The sequence below is a fragment of the Bradyrhizobium sp. AZCC 2262 genome (genome assembly GCF_036924535.1).
In the GTDB taxonomy this organism is placed as follows: Bacteria; Pseudomonadota; Alphaproteobacteria; order Rhizobiales; family Xanthobacteraceae; genus Bradyrhizobium.
In genome coordinates this window covers 8,928,916-8,945,582 of record NZ_JAZHRT010000001.1, presented here as the reverse complement: position 1 = coordinate 8,945,582, position 16,667 = coordinate 8,928,916, and the positions used below count along the sequence as shown (strand labels likewise).

Annotated in this window: 13 protein-coding genes and 1 pseudogene; 7 read left to right on the top strand and 7 right to left on the bottom strand. The window is 62.1% G+C overall.

From position 1 onward, the window contains the following. The first annotated feature begins 113 nt into the window (after positions 1-113). Both V1283_RS42020 and V1283_RS42015 read left to right on the top strand, forming a co-directional pair. Positions 114-1,204, top strand: a pseudogene (locus tag V1283_RS42020) (DUF2855 family protein). Positions 1,205-1,309: 105 nt separating this feature from the next. Further along, on the top strand, positions 1,310-3,070 hold the full coding sequence (locus V1283_RS42015) for a flavin-containing monooxygenase (RefSeq protein WP_334392457.1): 1,761 nt from the start codon (positions 1,310-1,312) through the stop codon (positions 3,068-3,070). A gap of 3 nt (positions 3,071-3,073) precedes the next feature. Here V1283_RS42015 and V1283_RS42010 read toward each other — a convergent pair whose 3' ends face one another. Beyond that, the gene (locus V1283_RS42010) at positions 3,074-3,583 is read right to left on the bottom strand and encodes a DUF2380 domain-containing protein (protein ID WP_334392456.1); all 510 of its coding nucleotides are present in this window, start codon (positions 3,581-3,583) and stop codon (positions 3,074-3,076) included. A 60-nt stretch (positions 3,584-3,643) separates the two neighbouring features. Beyond that, positions 3,644-4,168 (bottom strand): DUF3280 domain-containing protein, encoded by a 525-nt coding sequence (locus tag V1283_RS42005; RefSeq protein WP_334392455.1) that lies wholly within the window; start codon positions 4,166-4,168, stop codon positions 3,644-3,646. A gap of 200 nt (positions 4,169-4,368) precedes the next feature. On the opposite strand from V1283_RS42005, the gene V1283_RS42000 reads away from it, so the two are divergent. Both V1283_RS42000 and V1283_RS41995 read left to right on the top strand, forming a co-directional pair. After that, a complete protein-coding gene (locus V1283_RS42000; protein ID WP_334392454.1) occupies positions 4,369-5,760 on the top strand; it encodes a sensor histidine kinase in 1,392 nt (463 codons plus the stop codon). A gap of 2 nt (positions 5,761-5,762) precedes the next feature. Then, complete coding sequence (locus V1283_RS41995; RefSeq protein ID WP_442895828.1) at positions 5,763-6,428, top strand: response regulator; 666 nt, start codon at positions 5,763-5,765, stop codon at positions 6,426-6,428. A gap of 157 nt (positions 6,429-6,585) precedes the next feature. Here V1283_RS41995 and V1283_RS41990 read toward each other — a convergent pair whose 3' ends face one another. From V1283_RS41990 to V1283_RS41980, 3 genes are read right to left on the bottom strand one after another with little or no spacing between them, the layout of a single operon-like run. Beyond that, the gene (locus V1283_RS41990; RefSeq protein ID WP_334392452.1) at positions 6,586-7,950 is read right to left on the bottom strand and encodes an ATP-binding protein; all 1,365 of its coding nucleotides are present in this window, start codon (positions 7,948-7,950) and stop codon (positions 6,586-6,588) included. Then, the gene (locus V1283_RS41985) at positions 7,950-8,885 is read right to left on the bottom strand and encodes a histidine kinase dimerization/phospho-acceptor domain-containing protein (protein ID WP_334392451.1); all 936 of its coding nucleotides are present in this window, start codon (positions 8,883-8,885) and stop codon (positions 7,950-7,952) included. The genes V1283_RS41990 and V1283_RS41985 overlap by 1 nt, the downstream gene beginning before the upstream one ends. Then, a complete protein-coding gene (locus V1283_RS41980) occupies positions 8,882-9,622 on the bottom strand; it encodes a response regulator (protein WP_334393363.1) in 741 nt (246 codons plus the stop codon). Before V1283_RS41980 ends, V1283_RS41985 begins: the two co-directional genes overlap by 4 nt. Positions 9,623-9,787: 165 nt before the next feature. On the opposite strand from V1283_RS41980, the gene V1283_RS41975 reads away from it, so the two are divergent. Further along, positions 9,788-11,014, top strand: coding sequence for an alpha/beta hydrolase family protein (locus V1283_RS41975; protein ID WP_334392449.1), 1,227 nt, complete (start codon positions 9,788-9,790; stop codon positions 11,012-11,014). A gap of 3,092 nt (positions 11,015-14,106) precedes the next feature. Continuing rightward, the gene (locus V1283_RS41970; RefSeq protein WP_334392448.1) at positions 14,107-15,075 is read left to right on the top strand and encodes a peptidyl-alpha-hydroxyglycine alpha-amidating lyase family protein; all 969 of its coding nucleotides are present in this window, start codon (positions 14,107-14,109) and stop codon (positions 15,073-15,075) included. On the opposite strand, the gene V1283_RS41965 is transcribed toward V1283_RS41970, so the two are convergent. Beyond that, positions 15,072-15,800 (bottom strand): LysR substrate-binding domain-containing protein, encoded by a 729-nt coding sequence (locus V1283_RS41965; protein WP_334392447.1) that lies wholly within the window; start codon positions 15,798-15,800, stop codon positions 15,072-15,074. The genes V1283_RS41970 and V1283_RS41965 overlap by 4 nt on opposite strands. Next, positions 15,769-15,999 (bottom strand): helix-turn-helix domain-containing protein, encoded by a 231-nt coding sequence (locus V1283_RS41960; RefSeq protein ID WP_334392446.1) that lies wholly within the window; start codon positions 15,997-15,999, stop codon positions 15,769-15,771. The genes V1283_RS41965 and V1283_RS41960 overlap by 32 nt, the downstream gene beginning before the upstream one ends. A 208-nt stretch (positions 16,000-16,207) precedes the next feature. On the opposite strand from V1283_RS41960, the gene V1283_RS41955 reads away from it, so the two are divergent. Then, entirely contained in the window at positions 16,208-16,633 is a 426-nt protein-coding gene (locus V1283_RS41955; protein WP_334392445.1) for a YybH family protein, read from the top strand. Positions 16,634-16,667 lie beyond the last annotated feature (34 nt).

Sequence of the window (16,667 nt, the reverse complement as noted above, 5' to 3'; positions counted from 1 at the left end):
AAGGGCCTCGCATCCCGGGCCGATCCGAACACCGTTTTAAACATCATTGCTGTTGCAAAAGGGTCATCGGACGGCCCAAGGATTGCTGCATGTGAGAAGCAGGGATCGAAACAATGCCATCCACCGATTTCGTCGTCGCCCGCAACGATCTGCAGCAATGCAAGGTGATCGAGACGCAACTACCCGACGTGGCCGCACTGCCTGACGAGGCGCTGCTGGTGAAGGTCACGCGCTTCGCCTTCACCGCCAACAACATTACTTACGCCGTGCTCGGCGATCATCTGAAGTATTGCAACTGTTTCCGGCGCCCGAAGGTTTCGGCAACGTTCCGGTATGGGGATTTGGCGAGGTGATCGCCTCGAAGCATCCTGCCATTGCCGCAGGCGAAACGCTGTTCGGCTATTTCCCGATGGCGACGCATCTCGTCATCGAAGCCGCCGACGTGAACAAACGCGCCCTGCGCGATGCCGCCGCGCATCGGCAAGGCGTGGCGCCGGTCTACAACGCCTATGCGCGCGTCGGCGGCGATCCGGCCTTCGAAGGCAAGCAGGGCAACTATCAGGCGCTGCTGCGCCCCTTGTTCATGCTGTCGTTCCTGGTCGACGACTTTTTCGCCGAGAACGAATTTTATGGCGCAAAAAGCGTGATGCTCTCCTCCGCCTCCAGCAAGACCGCTTACGGGCTCGCGCATCTGCTGCATGCGAGGGGTAACGGCATCGAGGTGGTCGGCCTGACCTCGGCCGGCAACACGTCCTTTGTCAAATCGCTCGGCTGCTACGACGAGGTCGTGACTTACGACAATGTAAGCGCGTTGCCGACGAATGCCGCGGTCGCGTATGTCGATATGGCCGGCAACAGCCCGTTACGCGCGACGCTGCACCGGCACTTCGGCGAGCAAATGAAATATAGCGGAATCATTGGGCTCACGCATCGCAAGTCATCGCCCGATGAACCAGAGCAGCTCCTGCCGGGCGCCAAGCCGAAGTTTTTCTTTGCACCGGACCAGATCCGCAAGCGCGCCAAGGAATGGGGACCCGGCGGCATCGACATGCGGTTTGGCGCGGCGTGGTCCACCTTCGTCCCGAATCTGGACCGATGGATGGACGTGCGCGAGGGCCACGGGCCTGCGGCAGTTCAGCGCGCCTATCTCGACACCCTCAACGGCCGCGTACCGCCGGATCAGGGGCTTATCCTGTCGCTCTAACGGCATGACCGATATCTCCTCACGCCCTTTCTGTGCCGTCCTGAATAGGTATAGGCTCGCGCAACAGGGAAACGCCGCGAAGACGGCAGGTGATGGGAAGGGCCCATGCTCGACAGGACGGACGACAGTTCGGTAGCCGCCGACAACTGGCTGGCGCAGTTCGAGGAAGCGCTCGGAAAACCCGATGAAGCCCTCCTGAAGACGCTGTTCCATCCCGACAGCTATTGGCGCGACGTGCTGGCGCTGAGCTGGAATATCCAGACGCTGAACGGCAGAGACGCCATCCTGAAGGCGCTGCCGCCGCTGGCCCGCAGCGCTGAGCCGAGCGGCTTCGCCATCGCCCCTGGTCGTGCCGTCCCGCGCAAGGTGATGCGCGCGGGCACGCAGGCGATTGAAGCCATCTTCAAGTTCGAAACCAAAGTCGGGCGCGGCAGCGGCATTATTCGCCTGATCCCGGATGCGGACGATGGCAACCGCCTCAAGGCCTGGACGCTGTTAACCGAGCTTGGCGAGCTGAAAGGTTTTGAGGAACAACTCGGCGTCGCGCGCCCGCGCGGCAACGCCTATTCCCGCGATTTTCGCGGGCCGAACTGGCTCGACCTGCGCAAGGCCTCTGCCGAATATGCCGACCACGATCCGACCGTCCTCGTCATCGGCGGCGGACAATCCGGGCTCTCCATCGCCGCGCGGCTGAAGCAGTTGAACGTCGACACCCTGATCGTCGATCGCGAGCAGCGTATCGGCGACAACTGGCGCAAGCGCTACCACGCGCTGACGCTGCATAATCAAGTGCAGGTCAACCACCTGCCCTATCTGCATTTCCCGCCGAACTGGCCGACCTATATTCCAAAGGACAAGCTCGCCAACTGGTTCGAGGCCTATGTCGAGGCCATGGAGCTTAATTTCTGGACCGGGACCGAATTCGAGGGCGGCAGTTACGACGAGAAGGAAGGCCGCTGGACTGTGACGCTGCGCCGTACCGACGGCGGCAAGCGCACCATGCACCCGCGCCATGTCGTGCTGGCGACCGGCGTCAGCGGCATTCCGAGCATTCCGGAGATTGCCGGCCTGAAGGATTTCGCCGGCAAGGTGATGCACTCCAGCCAGTATGACGACGGCGAAACCTGGAAGGGCAAGCGCGCCATCGTGGTCGGCACCGGCAACAGCGGCCACGACATCGCACAGGACCTGCATTCCAGCGGCGCGCACGTCACGCTGTTCCAGCGCTCGTCCACGCTGGTTGTCAGCATCGAGCCGTCGGCGCAACTGGTCTACGCGCCCTACAATGAGGGCACGCTGGAGGATAACGATTTGATCGCAACCTCGATGCCGCTGCAGCTGGCTCGCAAGAGCCACAGGCTGACCGGTGAGAAATCGAAGGCGCTGGACAAGGAACTGCTCGGCGGCCTCGAGCGTGCCGGATTCAAGCTCGACTACGGCGAAGACAATACCGGCTGGCAGTTCAAATATCTCACCCGTGGCGGCGGCTATTACTTCAACGTCGGCTGTTCCGACCTGATCGTGAAGGGCGATATTGCGCTCAAACAATTCGCCGATTTCGACACGTTCACGGCCGAGGGCGCTGACATGAAGGATGGCAAAACCGTTGCCGCCGACCTTGTCGTGCTGGCGACCGGCTACAAGCGCCAGGAAGAGCTGGTGCGAAAACTGTTCGGCGAGGCGGTGGAGAAACGCGTCGGCACGATCTGGGGTTTTGGCGAGGAACAGGAACTGCGCAACATGTACACCCGCACCGGCCAGCCGGGCCTCTGGCTGATCGCCGGCGGCCTCGCGCAATGCCGCATCGGCTCAAAACACCTCGCGCTGCAGATCAAGGCGATCGAGGAAGGGCTGCTGCCGCGCTGACGCTCACCATTCGCCGTGATCGAGGATTTGCCGGGCAAGGAAGGTTTCCGCCCGGCGCCAGGCCGCGTCGTTGTCGCCGCGGAAGCTGATATAGCGATCGAACACGACTTTCCGCGCTTTCACGTCGATGACGTCGAATTTCGCCTGCTGTATCAGCGTGCTCATCTTGTGAAAGCGGCCAATCAATAGATGGCTGGCGCCGGCCTCCTTCGCCTTGCCCAGCAGTTGACTGTCATTGATGTCGCCCACCGAGCAGGCGTTTGGCGGACATTCAAGCGCTGCATTCGCTATCTTTCCGCTCGCTGCCAGATCGCTGCGCAACGCGGCTTCGAATTCACGCAGCCGCCGGCGATGGTCGGCGCTTTGATCGATCATCTCACCGGAGGTGTCGACATAGTGGATTTCGGCGACGGCGAGCACGAGTGTCGTGGCCTGCGCCCGGCCTTGCCGGACAGAACAGGCGCACACGACAGCGGCGGCGGTCAAAGCGAGGCCCAACATCCGTAGTTTCATCCGCTTTTCCATCACAAATGGTTCCTTTGGCGTTTCGTAACGTGCGGTTCGTTCCGGCAACTATTTCGCCTGTTCCAGCAGGCGATTCTCGATCAGCCACCGCGCGCCGCGGCTCCAGGCCACATTGGCGCCCATGCGCAGGTCGGTCTGTTTGACGTCCACAAGCGCCCCGGACCGGGCGTCGCGGATCTTGTAGGTGACCGCATATTCCATTCGGGTGATGCGCGTGACAATTCCGATCATCGATTGATCTGCGTCGAGGCCGGCGGCGATCCTGGCGTCGCAGCCGTCACAATCCCGCAACTTGCCTGCTTTCGTCGCCTGGTCGTTCACGGCGCTGACGTCGACCAGTTGATAGCGCCCGGATGCCGCGATCAGCCGGCGGGCTTCCTCGGTCGAAAGCCGCAACTGCTCGCGGTCGATGTCATCGAGGGGGACATAGGCGGCCCCGGCGCTGAAATCCTCCAGTTCGAACGGAAAGACCGCAATTTTGGTCGGAGACGGCGCGGCCGTCTCGGCGGCCCCAGCCACAGCAAGCGCTGCAAGCCCAATTGCGGGGGCGAGGATAAGGGCGATGTAGCGCATGGATCACCTCGGAACTGCCAACCCGGAGCTGCCTTACTCGTCGCGAGTTCGCCCGATCTGCCGGCTTTCCGAAACGGCAGCTTTCCCTGGATCGGCCGGGTGAAATACCCGATCTGGTCTCGCTCCTCTTGTCCCGCTTTCTTCCCGGCGAAATTTGCCTCTATAGTCGAAGCCAATGGCAGGAAGCTTGGGGAGGAAGCTTGCGACAGGCGTCCAACTCCGTGGCGAGCCGCCCGCCCGCCATCGATCTGAAGCTGCGGCTGACGTTGCGCGTCGCGGCGCTCGCGGCCATTTGCTTCATCGCCGTCGCGGCCTACGCCTTGTTTGATAGCGACCGTGTCGCGAAGGCCAAAGCGAGCCGTATCGCCGAGATCGTGGCCAGGGATCTTTCGTTGCAGCAATCGCAGGCGCAATGGCTCTCCGTGTCCATCAACTCAACGCCGGATCTGCAGGGAATCGCGGCGCTGATGGAGCCGGGCCTCTGCATTGCCTACCGCGACAACGCCGGCGCGTTTCGCCAAGGCGTCTGCAGCGGGGCGCCCGCCGACGAAATGGCCGCGCCCGAAATCTACGCGTCGCTCTACCGCGCCATCTTTCGTCCGGGCGAACCGGTCTCGATGCCGGTCCTCGTGGCCGGCAGTGCCCGGGGCATGGCCGTCGCGACCTTCGACCCCGCCACGCAGATCGGCCAGAGCTGGCGCGAGGCGAGCCGGCTGCTCTCCATCATGGCTTTCGCGCTTTTAGGGCTTTGTGTTGCGGTCTATGGCGCGCTGGCGCGTGCGCTGCGACCAACGCGGACCGTTGGCGCCGGGTTGCGACAACTGGCGGCGAACGATCTTTCCGCACGCCTGCCCCGTTTCGATCTCGCGGAATTGTCTGTCATCTCCGGCGTCTTCAATACCCTTGCCGAGCGGCTGCAGACTACGCTTGCCGAACGCAACGCCTTGACGCGAAAGCTGATCGAAGTGCAGGACGAGGAACGGCGCCATCTTGCACGCGAGTTGCACGACGAATTCGGCCAGTCGCTTTCCGCCATCGCGGCGCAGGCCGCCGCCGCGGCCCACACCGCGGAGCGCGAATGCCCGCCGCTCTACGAGGAATGCCGGGGCATCTCGCGCACGACAGCGCATATGATGGAAACCCTGCGCGGCGCGCTGGTACGCCTGCGTCCGCCCGATGTCGAGGAACTCGGCCTCACCGTCAGCCTCGAGTCCCTGGTGGCGAGCTGGAACGGTTTTGAGAAGGGCCGCACCCGATTTGAGATTGCCATCATTGGCGAGGCCGACGATTTGCCGCCCGGTGTCAGCGCCAGCCTTTATCGGATCGCGCAGGAGGCGATCACCAATGCGGCAAAGCACGCACGCGCCCGGCACGTGCAATTGCGTCTCGAGGCCGGAGACGCCGACATCATCCTGAGCGTCGAGGACGACGGCGAGGCATCCGGCGCCAGCCTCACGCCGAAAGCCGGCATGGGACTGCTCGGCATGCAGGAGCGCGTGGTTTCGCTCGGAGGGACCTTGCAATTCGAGCGGCGCGAGGCGGGCGGCGCCCGCCTTGTCGCGCGCATTCCCGCCATGCGGGTGGAGCCTTAGCGATGGTGGACGCTGCAGGCCGTACGCGCGTGATGCTGGCGGACGACCATGCCATCGTGCGCGAGGGCTATCGTTCGCTGCTGCAGAAGCAGGATCGCCTTGAGGTCGTCGCCGAAGCCGACAACGGCGCTGACGCCTATCGCGTTTACAAGGAAGCCAGGCCCGACCTCGTCATCATGGACCTGTCGATGCCCGGCATTGGCGGGGTCGAGGCCATCAGGCGCATCCGGCAATGGGACAAGTCCGCGCGCATCCTCGTCTTCACGATGCACCAGAGCGCCGCCTATGCGGTCCAAGCGATCAAGGCCGGCGCACGCGGCTTCGTCACCAAAAGCAACCCGCCCGAGACGCTGCTGCGCGCGATCACCGAGGTCATGGCCGGACGCATCGCGCTCAGCCCCGACATCGACCACGAACTCGCGATCAACCGGCTCGCCGACGAGCCTTCGGCGATCGACGCACTGAGCCCACGGGAATTCGAAATCCTGCGCATGCTGCTGGCGGAAAAATCCGTGGATGAGATCGCAAACACGCTGCATATCAGCGTCAAGACCGCGGCCAACACCCGCTATCAGATCCGCGCCAAGCTCGGCGTCGCCTCCGACATCGAACTGGTGCGCCTGGCGCTTCGCCAGCGGATCATCGCGGCGGAGGATGTGGGGGGCTAAGGCATGTATCGTAAACGGCCGGACGAGACGTCCGCTTCCGGGAGCGCAGCAGACCAATTGTGCTCAAGGTGAGTTCTTCGGATTTTGACCAATTCCGGACTCATGCACATCGGAGTCAACGAATCCCGAGATCATCCGCGTCAAAGTCGTCGTGTTGTCAACTCGAAAATTCGAGGCGCGCTTCCAATCCGCCGCCGTCGCGATTGGCGAGCGTGAGCGTCCCGCGAAGCGCGCTAACGAGTTGCTGGGCGATGGCAAGGCCAAGCCCGGTGCCACCGGTTTCGCGATTGCGCGAAGCCTCGATACGGTAAAACGGCAGGAAGACCGACTTCAGATGCTCGTCGGGAATACCGGGGCCGCGGTCCGATACGGTGATCGAGACGCCGCTCGACCGTTGCGCATCGAAGGCGACTTCGACATCCTCGCCGAATTTCAGCCCGTTATCGATCAAGTTGATCATGATGCGGCGCAAGGCCTGCGGGTGCGTGAGAATCGTCACCCCGCGTTCTCCGGAAAAGCGAAGCAATTTTCCAGCGTCGGAATAGTCGCAGACGAGACTGTCGATAAGGGCATGCAGGTCGGTCTGGCACCGCTGCTTGCCGATCTCGTCGCGTCCGCGGGCCAGGGCAAGACCCTGCTTGACCAGCGTCTGCATTTCCTGCAGGTCGCCCTGCAGCTTTTCCCTGGCGTCGCTGTCACCCAGGAAATCAGCGCGCAGCCGCATGCGCGTGATCGGAGTCTGAAGACGGCGCGAGATCCCCGCCAGAATCTGGATCCGCTCCACAGCCTGCTCGGCAATGCGCCGCTGCATGGCGTTGAATGCGGTAGCGGCGCGCGCCACTTCCTTCGGACCATCCTCCGGGAGCGGCGCGGCGCGCAAATCCGAACCCAGGCTGTTGGCCGCGCGCTCGAGGCGCGCCAACGGTCGCGTCGCGAGTTTCACGGCAATCCAGGTGAAGAATGCGAGAAGACAGAGTTGAACCGCGAGCGCCGCCGGCAACCAGGGCGAAACGAGCGTCGGCAACAAGGGCGAAATGACCCTCTTCGGTGCGGCGAATTCGAGCATCAGCGGCGTGCCGTCCTTCAGGTGAAGGAACCAGCCCAGTCGCCGTCGACCCAGCGAATCGAGATAGAAGACTGATTTCGCGTCGTGTCCGTCCCCCATCATGGCGCGCAAACGCACCAGGTTCTCTTGCCGTCGTCTGGGTGGCGCCGATTCGATCTCCCCCCCGTCTCTAAGAGCATCTCTGAGAACGTATCGATAGGTAGGTCGGGCGAGGCGGTCGAGCCATGCAGGTCTTTCTTCGGGCTTGACCCGATCGAGGATGGCGACCGCCATCGCTATCCACCTCATGAAATAGTCATCCGACACCTCGTTGTTGGGGCCGAAGACATTGAGAGCGACCAGGCCAAAGGACAGCACATGTGCAGCCAGCAGACCGGCGAACAAAATGACCGCTAGTCGGCGGAACAGGGAGTCCGGCCAAAGACGCGCCGCCATCTTGCGGAAACGGGCGCTCATCACGGCTCCCGCGATGCTTCGACCGCGACATGCGCGGCGGACGGCGGAGCGATGTCGTCGTACTCCCGCGCCAGGGCAAGCCCCTGCTTGACCAGCGTCTGCATCTCCTGCAGGTCGCCCTGCAACTTCTCCTTGGCGTCGCTGTCACCCAGGAAATCAGCACGCAGCCGCATGCGCGTGATCGGAGTCTGGAGATCGTGCGAGATCGCCGCCAGAATCTGAATTCGTTCCGCGACCTGCTCGGCGATGCGTCGCTGCATGGCGTTGAACGCGGTAGCGGCGCGCGCCACTTCCTGCGGACCATCCTCCGGAAGCGGCTCACCGCGCAAATCCGAGCCCAGGCCGTTGGCCGCGCGCTCAAGGCGCGCCAACGGTTGCGTCGCTAGTCTTACGGCAACCCAGACGAAGAATGCGATAATGCAGAGTTGAACCGCGAGCGCCGCCGGCAACCAGAGCGAAACGATTTCCCGCGGCGGAAAGATCTCGAGCGTCAACGGGCTGCCGTCCTTGAGGTGAATGCGTATGCCCCGTCGCAACTGCGCCGGTGGATCGAAATAGACGAAGTTCGCATCGTGGTCGGGCCCCAGCGCTGCCCGCAAACGCGTGATGTTCCGTTGTAGCCGTCTGGATGATGGCTGCGGTTCTATCTCTCCCTCATCTCCGAGAGCGTACCGCCAATTGAGGCGAGAGATGCGGTCGAGCCACGCGGGTCTTTCTTCAGGCGCGACGTAGTCGAGGATAGCGACCGCGTCCGCGACGTCGACGGCCGCAAATTTATTGCCCAATTCGTCCTCAATGGCGAGGCGGTCGAGGGCAATCAAAACAAAGGCCAGCACATGGGCCGCCACAAGGCCGGAAAACAGGATGATCGCCAGCCGGCCGAACAGGGAGGCCGGCCAAAGACGCGCCGCCATGCGCCGAAAACGCGCGCTCATGACGGCCCCGGCAATGCCTCGACGACGGTTGCAAAGACGTAGCCTTCGCTGCGCACCGTCTTGATGTAGGAAGGCTCCCGGGCGTCTTCGCGCAATCGCTGGCGAAGGCGGCTGACAAGAAGATCTATCGACCGATCGAAGACTTCGGCCTCACGGCCTTGCGTCAGGTTGAGCAGTTGATCGCGATTGAGGACATGTTGGGGGTGATCGAGAAACACGCGCAACAGTCGATATTCGGCGCCGCTCAACGAGACCACGGTCTCGTCGGCGTCGACCAGGAAACGCCCGACCGTATCGAGTTTCCATTCGCCGAACCGAAACAGACGGGCTTTCTCCGATGCAGCAAGGTTGCGGGGCAGCATCTCGGCCCTGCGCAAGACGGAGCGGATTCGTGCAAGCAACTCGCGCGGGGCAAACGGCTTCGTGAGGTAGTCGTCTGCCCCCATCTCGAGGCCGACGATGCGGTCTGCTTCATCGCCCCGCGCCGTCAGCATCAGGATCGGAATGTCATAGGGTTGATTCGCGCGCAAGTTGCGGCAGAGCGTGAGGCCGTCGTCCCCCGGCAGCATGAGGTCGAGCACGATCAGATCGACCCGGTGGTTTGCAAGAACCTCGCGCATCTGCCGGCCGTTGGCCACCGTAGTGACCCGATAGCCGTGGCCGGCAAAGTATCGGTCCAGCAGTTCGCGCAGACCCAGGTCATCGTCGACGACGAGAATGTGGTCCGAATTTCCCATACACGCCACAGTACCCAACCGGCGAGGCAAGCGACATCCTATTTTGTAACATAATGTATCGTCCTGCCGGCCCGACATGGAAAATTTCAAAACGGTCACACGGGGAAATTCGCGAGATACATCGGACACTTCCAGTGGTGCTTCTCTTCCTTTCGGCAGAAAGCGATGTCGATGGACCCGGACAAGGACATGCTCGCCCTGCCAGCCGAGGCCGAATTGGGCGAGCCAAAAATGCCGCCCGCGCCGCCGTGCTACAGCGACGCGGGATGGCTGCAATGGCCCGACGACGTGGCCTACTCGTTTCAGTTCATGCGGATGCTCGGTGCAGCACAGGAGGGCGCCAGCACCATCTCGGAATGCTTTTTCGCCGCAAGGCTGATTACGCCCGGGGACGACGAAAGCTGGTATGAAGCCTGGAAAAGCGCAGCCGACATCAACCGTGCCCGCGGCGATGAAGCGCATGCCCGGGGCGGCTTCAATGCGGCGACCGGCAACTGGCTGCGGGCATCGAGCTATTACCGCTGTGCCGAGCTATTCATGGATGCGAAGGATCCGAGGCGCGAGTTTCTGTTGCGAAGCATGAGACGGTGCTCGCGCCTCTATCTCGAACATATCCGCCCGAGGGGCGAGGTCGTCAGAATTCCATATCAGGGCGACAGCTCCCTGGAAGGATATTTCATCAGCGCTCCGGGCGCTCGCCCGTTGATGCCGGTCGTGGTCTGTCTCGGCGGGGGCGACCTCTGCAAGGATGAACTACTTTACACGATGCGAAGGAGCGCGGCTGGAAACGGCCTGTCGCTTCTGCTGATCGATCTGCCGGGCTGCGAAGCCACGGACGAAAACAGATTCTCGTCTCGTATCGAGGCTTCGGCCGGTCGCTGGGTGGACTATCTGCTGGCGCGCGGCGACATCGATCCCTCGAGGATCGCGCTTTACGGTGACGGCTTGGGCGGCTCTCTCGCGACCAGGATCGCAAGCCGCGATCGTCGATTTGCCGCTGCGGTTTGTGACGGGGGACTTTGGGAACGCCACGAACGCATTTTTGCGATACGTCAGGTCGGTCGCGATCTAGCAGCGACCGGCGGGCGGGTCTGGATGGCGGGAGTCACGTATTCCGGGGCGATGCTAAAATGCCCTTCGCTGATGACGATCGGACAACACGATTATATCGCCGTCGAGAATGCAATCGATGTCCACGAATCCTGCAAACAGTCGGGCGCGCAGCTTGCCTTGAAGGTCTTTTCGACGGAAGAAACCGCGGCATCTCCCGGCCATATCGACAATCCGACCCTTGCAAAGGAATTCGTATTCGATTGGCTACGGCGAAAACTCGGCTCGACCGAACGCATTGCCGCGAGCTTGGAAGAAGCGTGTGACCGCGCCGGGGCATGATGCCGACCCGAACGGAACGGCTAGCTAGTTGGGTACCTGGTACGGTGTTCGCACCGGGACGGCATTTATGTCCGGATTTGGGAGAACGAGTTATGAGAATGTCATCAAGCCTTGTCGCGCCCTCAGCTGTCGCTTTCCTGTCAACTGCGTTGCTGTGTAGCCTCACCGGCGCGGCAATGTCGCAAACCACACCAAGCTCCGCGCTTCCCACCGTCACGATCGAAGCGCCGAGGCAAGTGGCAAGGCCGCAACGGGAGGAAAGGTCACAAGGGTCCGGTCGGGTGGTACACCGAGGCCGGACATCGCGATCCACTCAAACGGCGACTGGCACGCCGTCGGCTGCGCAGGGTCCTGTCATGGCGAAGCTTGCCCGGCTCGAGAGACAGGCCAGCAGTTGCAACGATGGCTGCGAATCCAGCTTCCCACGCGGCAAGGACCCCTGGGTTGGATGCAGCGAATCGGTGGGATACTATTCAGTTTTCTCGGCAACCTGCAAAGATACGCTCACTCACAGGGACTACGCGCAATGCGTGGAAACCAAAATGTTCCTGGGCTGGGACCGAAACCGATCGTGGTGGTACTGCACCGGCATGCTGAATGGGGGGAAATTTCGGGTCACCGCAGAGAATCGGAACAGGTAGCGCACGCGTATCGGGGCGCAAGAGCGGACAGCCGAACCCCCGCCTGTCATTTCTTCGGAAATGCTGGTTGGATACGTGACACGGTGCGCGCACCGGGGACGGCATTCATTTCCGGATTTGGGAGAACGAGTTATGAGAATATCATCGAGCCTCGTTGCGCCCTCGGCTCTCGCTGTCCTGTCGACCGTGTTGCTGAGCGGCACGGCAGCCTCGCAAACCGCAACAGGCTCCTCCACCAGCCAGCTTCCCGGCATCACGGTCGTGGCGCCGAAGCCGGCGGCAAGGCCGGTGGCAAGACCGCAGAGGCAGGCGCCGCCGGTGGCAAACACGGTTGCAGCCCGCCCGACATCGCCAGCCCCTCAAACGCCACCGACATCAGCTCAAAAGCCGGCGTCCGGTTCAGTGATGGCGAGGATTGCCGCGCTTGAGAAGACTTCCAGCAATTGCACCGACGGCTGCCAGACGAGCTTCAAATACGGCAATCAACCGTGGAACGGATGCTCCGTGTCGTCCGGGGATTTTACTTTATCGACAACGTGCAGAAACGTACGCAACTACAAAACCTACCAGGAGTGCAGGGAAACCGGAATGTTTTTGGCCTGGAGACAATATGAAGTCTGGTGGTATTGCAGCAGCCTGCACGCCGGAGGCAAGCTTTCCGGGGAGAAGCTTCAGGTCGCCGAACTCAAGCGATCAGGACGTCGCTAGTCCGTACCGGTGGCGATACCGAACCTCGAAAACTCACATCCGATAGCCAGCCAAGTCGATCTGGGAGAGCAGTCGTGTGGGGATGAATCGGGGGTAACGGGACTTGCGAAATGTGGTTGGCTCGTCGAGCTACGCTTGGCGGAACGGGAACATGATCCCAGATTCTTTGCGGTTGGAACGCTTGAGGTAGGTGACGCGGAAAAGGCTATCCTGCGCTATCCGGGTATCTTTCGGGAAGACAAGAGGACCGCCTTGCGCCCCCTTTCCGACAAGGAGATCGCGTGCCTCAGACTGAGAATGGATAGCGTGAGGCCGTATATTCTGCACCCTTCTCGCGTATGATGCCGCAAGCTCCTTCTCGATCGACATTGCCAGTCCGGCCGATAAATCCCAAAGCGGAAATCAGCGTCAATCTGACGGCCCCATTGACCTGATGAAACCGCGTGCGGCCGGAATTCACGGCCACGCCGCATACGACGGCCCGCTGCGCGCGTGCTCCAGCCGAACCTGCCGACGATAGTTGCCCGGCGACGCGCCGCGGTATTTTCGGAAGAAGCGGTTGAAATAGGGAAATTTCGGGTCACCGCAGAGAATCGAAACAGGTAGCGCATGCGTATCGAGGCTCGATAGCGGACAGCTGAACCGCGGCTGTCATTTGTCTTCGGAAATGCAGTCGCCGCAAAAAACAATGTCGATCAATGGCCCGACGACGATGCGACAGCTGCTTCGCTGGCATCCAAACCGGCGATAGGTTCGTATGCGACGACGTTCGACCCGGTGTTACATGACATTGATTTTGCGAGTGATGCCTACGAAGATATGCAGAGTTGGTGGCTATCCACCCTATTCGGAGGATATGGCTTTGGGGCTTTCGTCACGCTTCTTTTCGAGTCTGGCTGTCGCCATCTCATCATTTGCACTGCTGACGTTCGGCCTAAGCGGCACGGCAACGTCGCGAACCGATCCCCCCTCCGACGCCACTGTTCTTCCGAGCATCACAGTCCTGGCGCCGAAGCCAGTTGCCAGGCCACAAAGGCCGCAACAGCGCGCGGTTACTCGCAACGCCGTAACCCGCACTGTGTCCCGTGGAACATCGCGAACCGATCGACCGACAACGGCAGGGGAAGAGTCGGTATTGGAAAAGCTTCGCAGGATTGAGAGGGGTGTTAGCAGTTGCGACGGTGGTTGCGCATCAAGCCTCCCGTCAAGGGGCCGCCCCTGGGTCGGATGCTCCGCGTCTGCCTGGCCCATGGGGTCCGGAACGTGCAAAAACGGGCGCAAATACAAAACCTACGTCGAGTGTACGGAAGCCAGTTATTTTCTCGCCTGGAAACCCATGGAAATCTGGTGGTATTGCTCCAGCCTGGCCTTCAACAAGTAAACAATATCTCGTCTCCTCAATCGGCGGCCTCTTTCGTCCAGGGGTATGAGCAGTCTATTTCGCCTTTGGCACCAAACGGACCAACGAGGCGAGCCAGTTGATGTCCGTTGTTCGGGGGTAGACCGGAAGTAGCGCTTTGGAGCTGCCGGGGCAGCTTTTGGCCCTTCGCGGACGTCCCGGCTTGTCTGCATTTGCGCCGCTTCTGGGGGACAAGCGGACATCAACGGTGTTTGAGCCGACTGTCCCGATTTTATGAGTACACGCCCTGTCTGAAAGAAACGTGCCATGCGCAAATCCCCCTCGTGCTTCGGGCAGGTCTCTGCAACACTCCCGGCCAACAAATATCAGATGGGGAGAAACGCATGTCGGCCATTCTCGGCTCGGGCGAACACCGTTACCGCGTGGTTGAAAACTGGGCCAAGCTGCCGGACGGCTGGAGTCTGACTGACGCCGCTTCCGTCGCGGTCGACGGCAAGGACCGCATCTACGTCTTCAACCGTGGCGACCATCCGATGGTGGTGCTGGACCGCGAGGGGAATTTCCTCCGGAGCTGGGGCGAAGGCCTGTTCAACCGTGCCCACGGTTTGCACATCGACGCCGACGACAATCTCTATTGCACCGATGACGGCGACCATACCGTGCGCAAATGCACCACCGACGGCAAGGTGCTGCTGACCATCGGCATTCCGAACAAGCCGGCGCCATTCATGAGCGGCGAGCCGTTTCACCGCTGCACCCACACCGCGCTGTCGCCGAAGGGCGAGATTTATGTTTCCGACGGCTACGGCAATGCCTGCGTCCACAAATATTCGCCGGATGGAAAGCTGCTGAAAACCTGGGGCGAGCCCGGCACCGATCCCGGCCAGTTCAACATCGTCCACAATATCGCAACCGATTCCGACGGCTGGGTCTATGTCGCCGACCGCGAGAACCACCGCGTGCAGGTGTTCGACGGCAACGGCAAATATGAGACGCAGTGGAACAATCTGCACCGGCCCTGCGCGCTGTGCCGCTGCGGCGGCAAGCAGGCGAATTTCATTATCGGCGAGCTCGGCCCCGGCCTGGCGGTCAATCGCAAGGTGCCCAATCTCGGCCCAAGGCTCTCGATCGTCGATTCAAAAGGCAAACGGATCGCGCGGCTCGGCGGCGAGAACGGCCCGGGGCTGGAGGCCGGCAAATTCCTCGCGCCGCACGGCATCGCGATGGATTCCAGGGGCGACATCTATGTCGGCGAAGTCGGCGTCACCGACTGGAAGACCAGCTTTCCGGATACACCGATGCCGCCGGAGGTTCGGGTGAGCCGCTGCCTGCAGAAGCTGGAGAAGATCTAGGCGGCAGGACGGGGTAATCCTCGCCCGTCGAACAGATTGTGCTCACGGGCAAGGCCCTCTCCAACGATATCGAAGAAGGCGCGGACCCGCGCGGTCCTCCTCAGGTCGGCGTGGGTCACGATCCATAGTTCGCCAACCAAATCCGGCACCGGACCAGGCAGCGCGCGGACGAGATCGGCATCTTCGTCGCCGAGATAGCAGGGAAGCAGCGCGAGACCGATGCCGGCTTTCGCGGCGCTGAACTGATTGACGAGGCTGTTGGTCCGGTAGACGAAGGCGTCGCCTGGCGCCGTGCGATTGAGCCAATCGGCAGCCATGATACCAACAGCCGTTTCTTCCCATCCGATCAGGGCGTGACGGCCGAGATCTTGCGGAGATGACGCGGCTTCGCCGCTCTCTTCGAGATAGCCAACGGCGCCGTAGAAGTTCCATGCGACATCGGCGAGCTTGCGACCCCAGAGATCGCCCTCCTTCGGCCGCATCGGGCGAAGCGCGATATCGGCCTCGCGGCGCGATAGGTTGAGCACGCGGTTGTCGACCACGAGTTCGACGACGATGCCGGGATGGGTCCGCCGGAACCTGGCGAGATGGCCGGTCAGCTTTCGATAGGCCAGCGTCTCCGAGGAGGTGACGCGCAGGCGGCCGGAGAGACGGTGGTCGCGGCCGGCAATGTCGCGGTCGATGGCGAGCGCCTCATCTTCCATGCGCTCGGCCGCGGCGGCCATCCATCCGCTCGCCCGCCGGCGTCGCCTGGTATGCGCCGCCGGGAAGGCGCTCGAACAGGCGAACGCCGAGCCGCGCTTCCAGCGCATTCAGGCGGCGGAACGCGGTCGAGTGGTCGATATCTAGCGCTTTGGCGGCGCCGGTGAGGCTGCTTGCCCGATGCACCGCCAACACGAGTTGGGGCTCGTTCCAGTCCTCCATGACGCACAGCTAGAAGTCCCTTGCAGTTTCGCAAGTGACGCTGGCGCAATTCCAACGTGCTTTCCGCTCCGCCAAACGTTACCCGTTGGAGAAACACGGAAAGCGAGATGATGGAACTCAGCACAACGCCAGTGCAGGTTTGCTGCCCAAGCATGAGTCTGCTGCGTCCATCTCGATAATCGATCAACCTGAACATGGGAGTTGAGAAATGGGTGCTCCGTCCCCGGAACTTTGCAATCTCTGGCTGGCACGCGCGTTCAATGCGCAGGACGTTGACGCCGCGGCCGCGATGTACCACGCCGACGCCTCGATTGTTCAGGTCGACGAAGTCCATGGCGGCAGCAGCGTCGCGCGCGGCGCGGACGGCATTCGCAAGACGATGGCCGCCTATGTCGGATTGAAGCCGCACATGGATGTCGTGACCCATCACACGACGATCTCCGGCGACTTCGCGATGACGCGGTCGCAATGGCTCATCAAAGGCACCGGCGAAGACGGCAAGCCGACCGAGGTGCATCACCACGGCATGGAGGTTCACCGCCGGTTGCCCGACGGCAGCTGGGTGTTTTTCATGGATCATCCGTTCGGCGCCGATCCGAACTGGGCGGTTGAAGCCCCGCCACACACCGAATAGTCGTGCCGTTATACTCAAGCCCGTGCAGGCCACC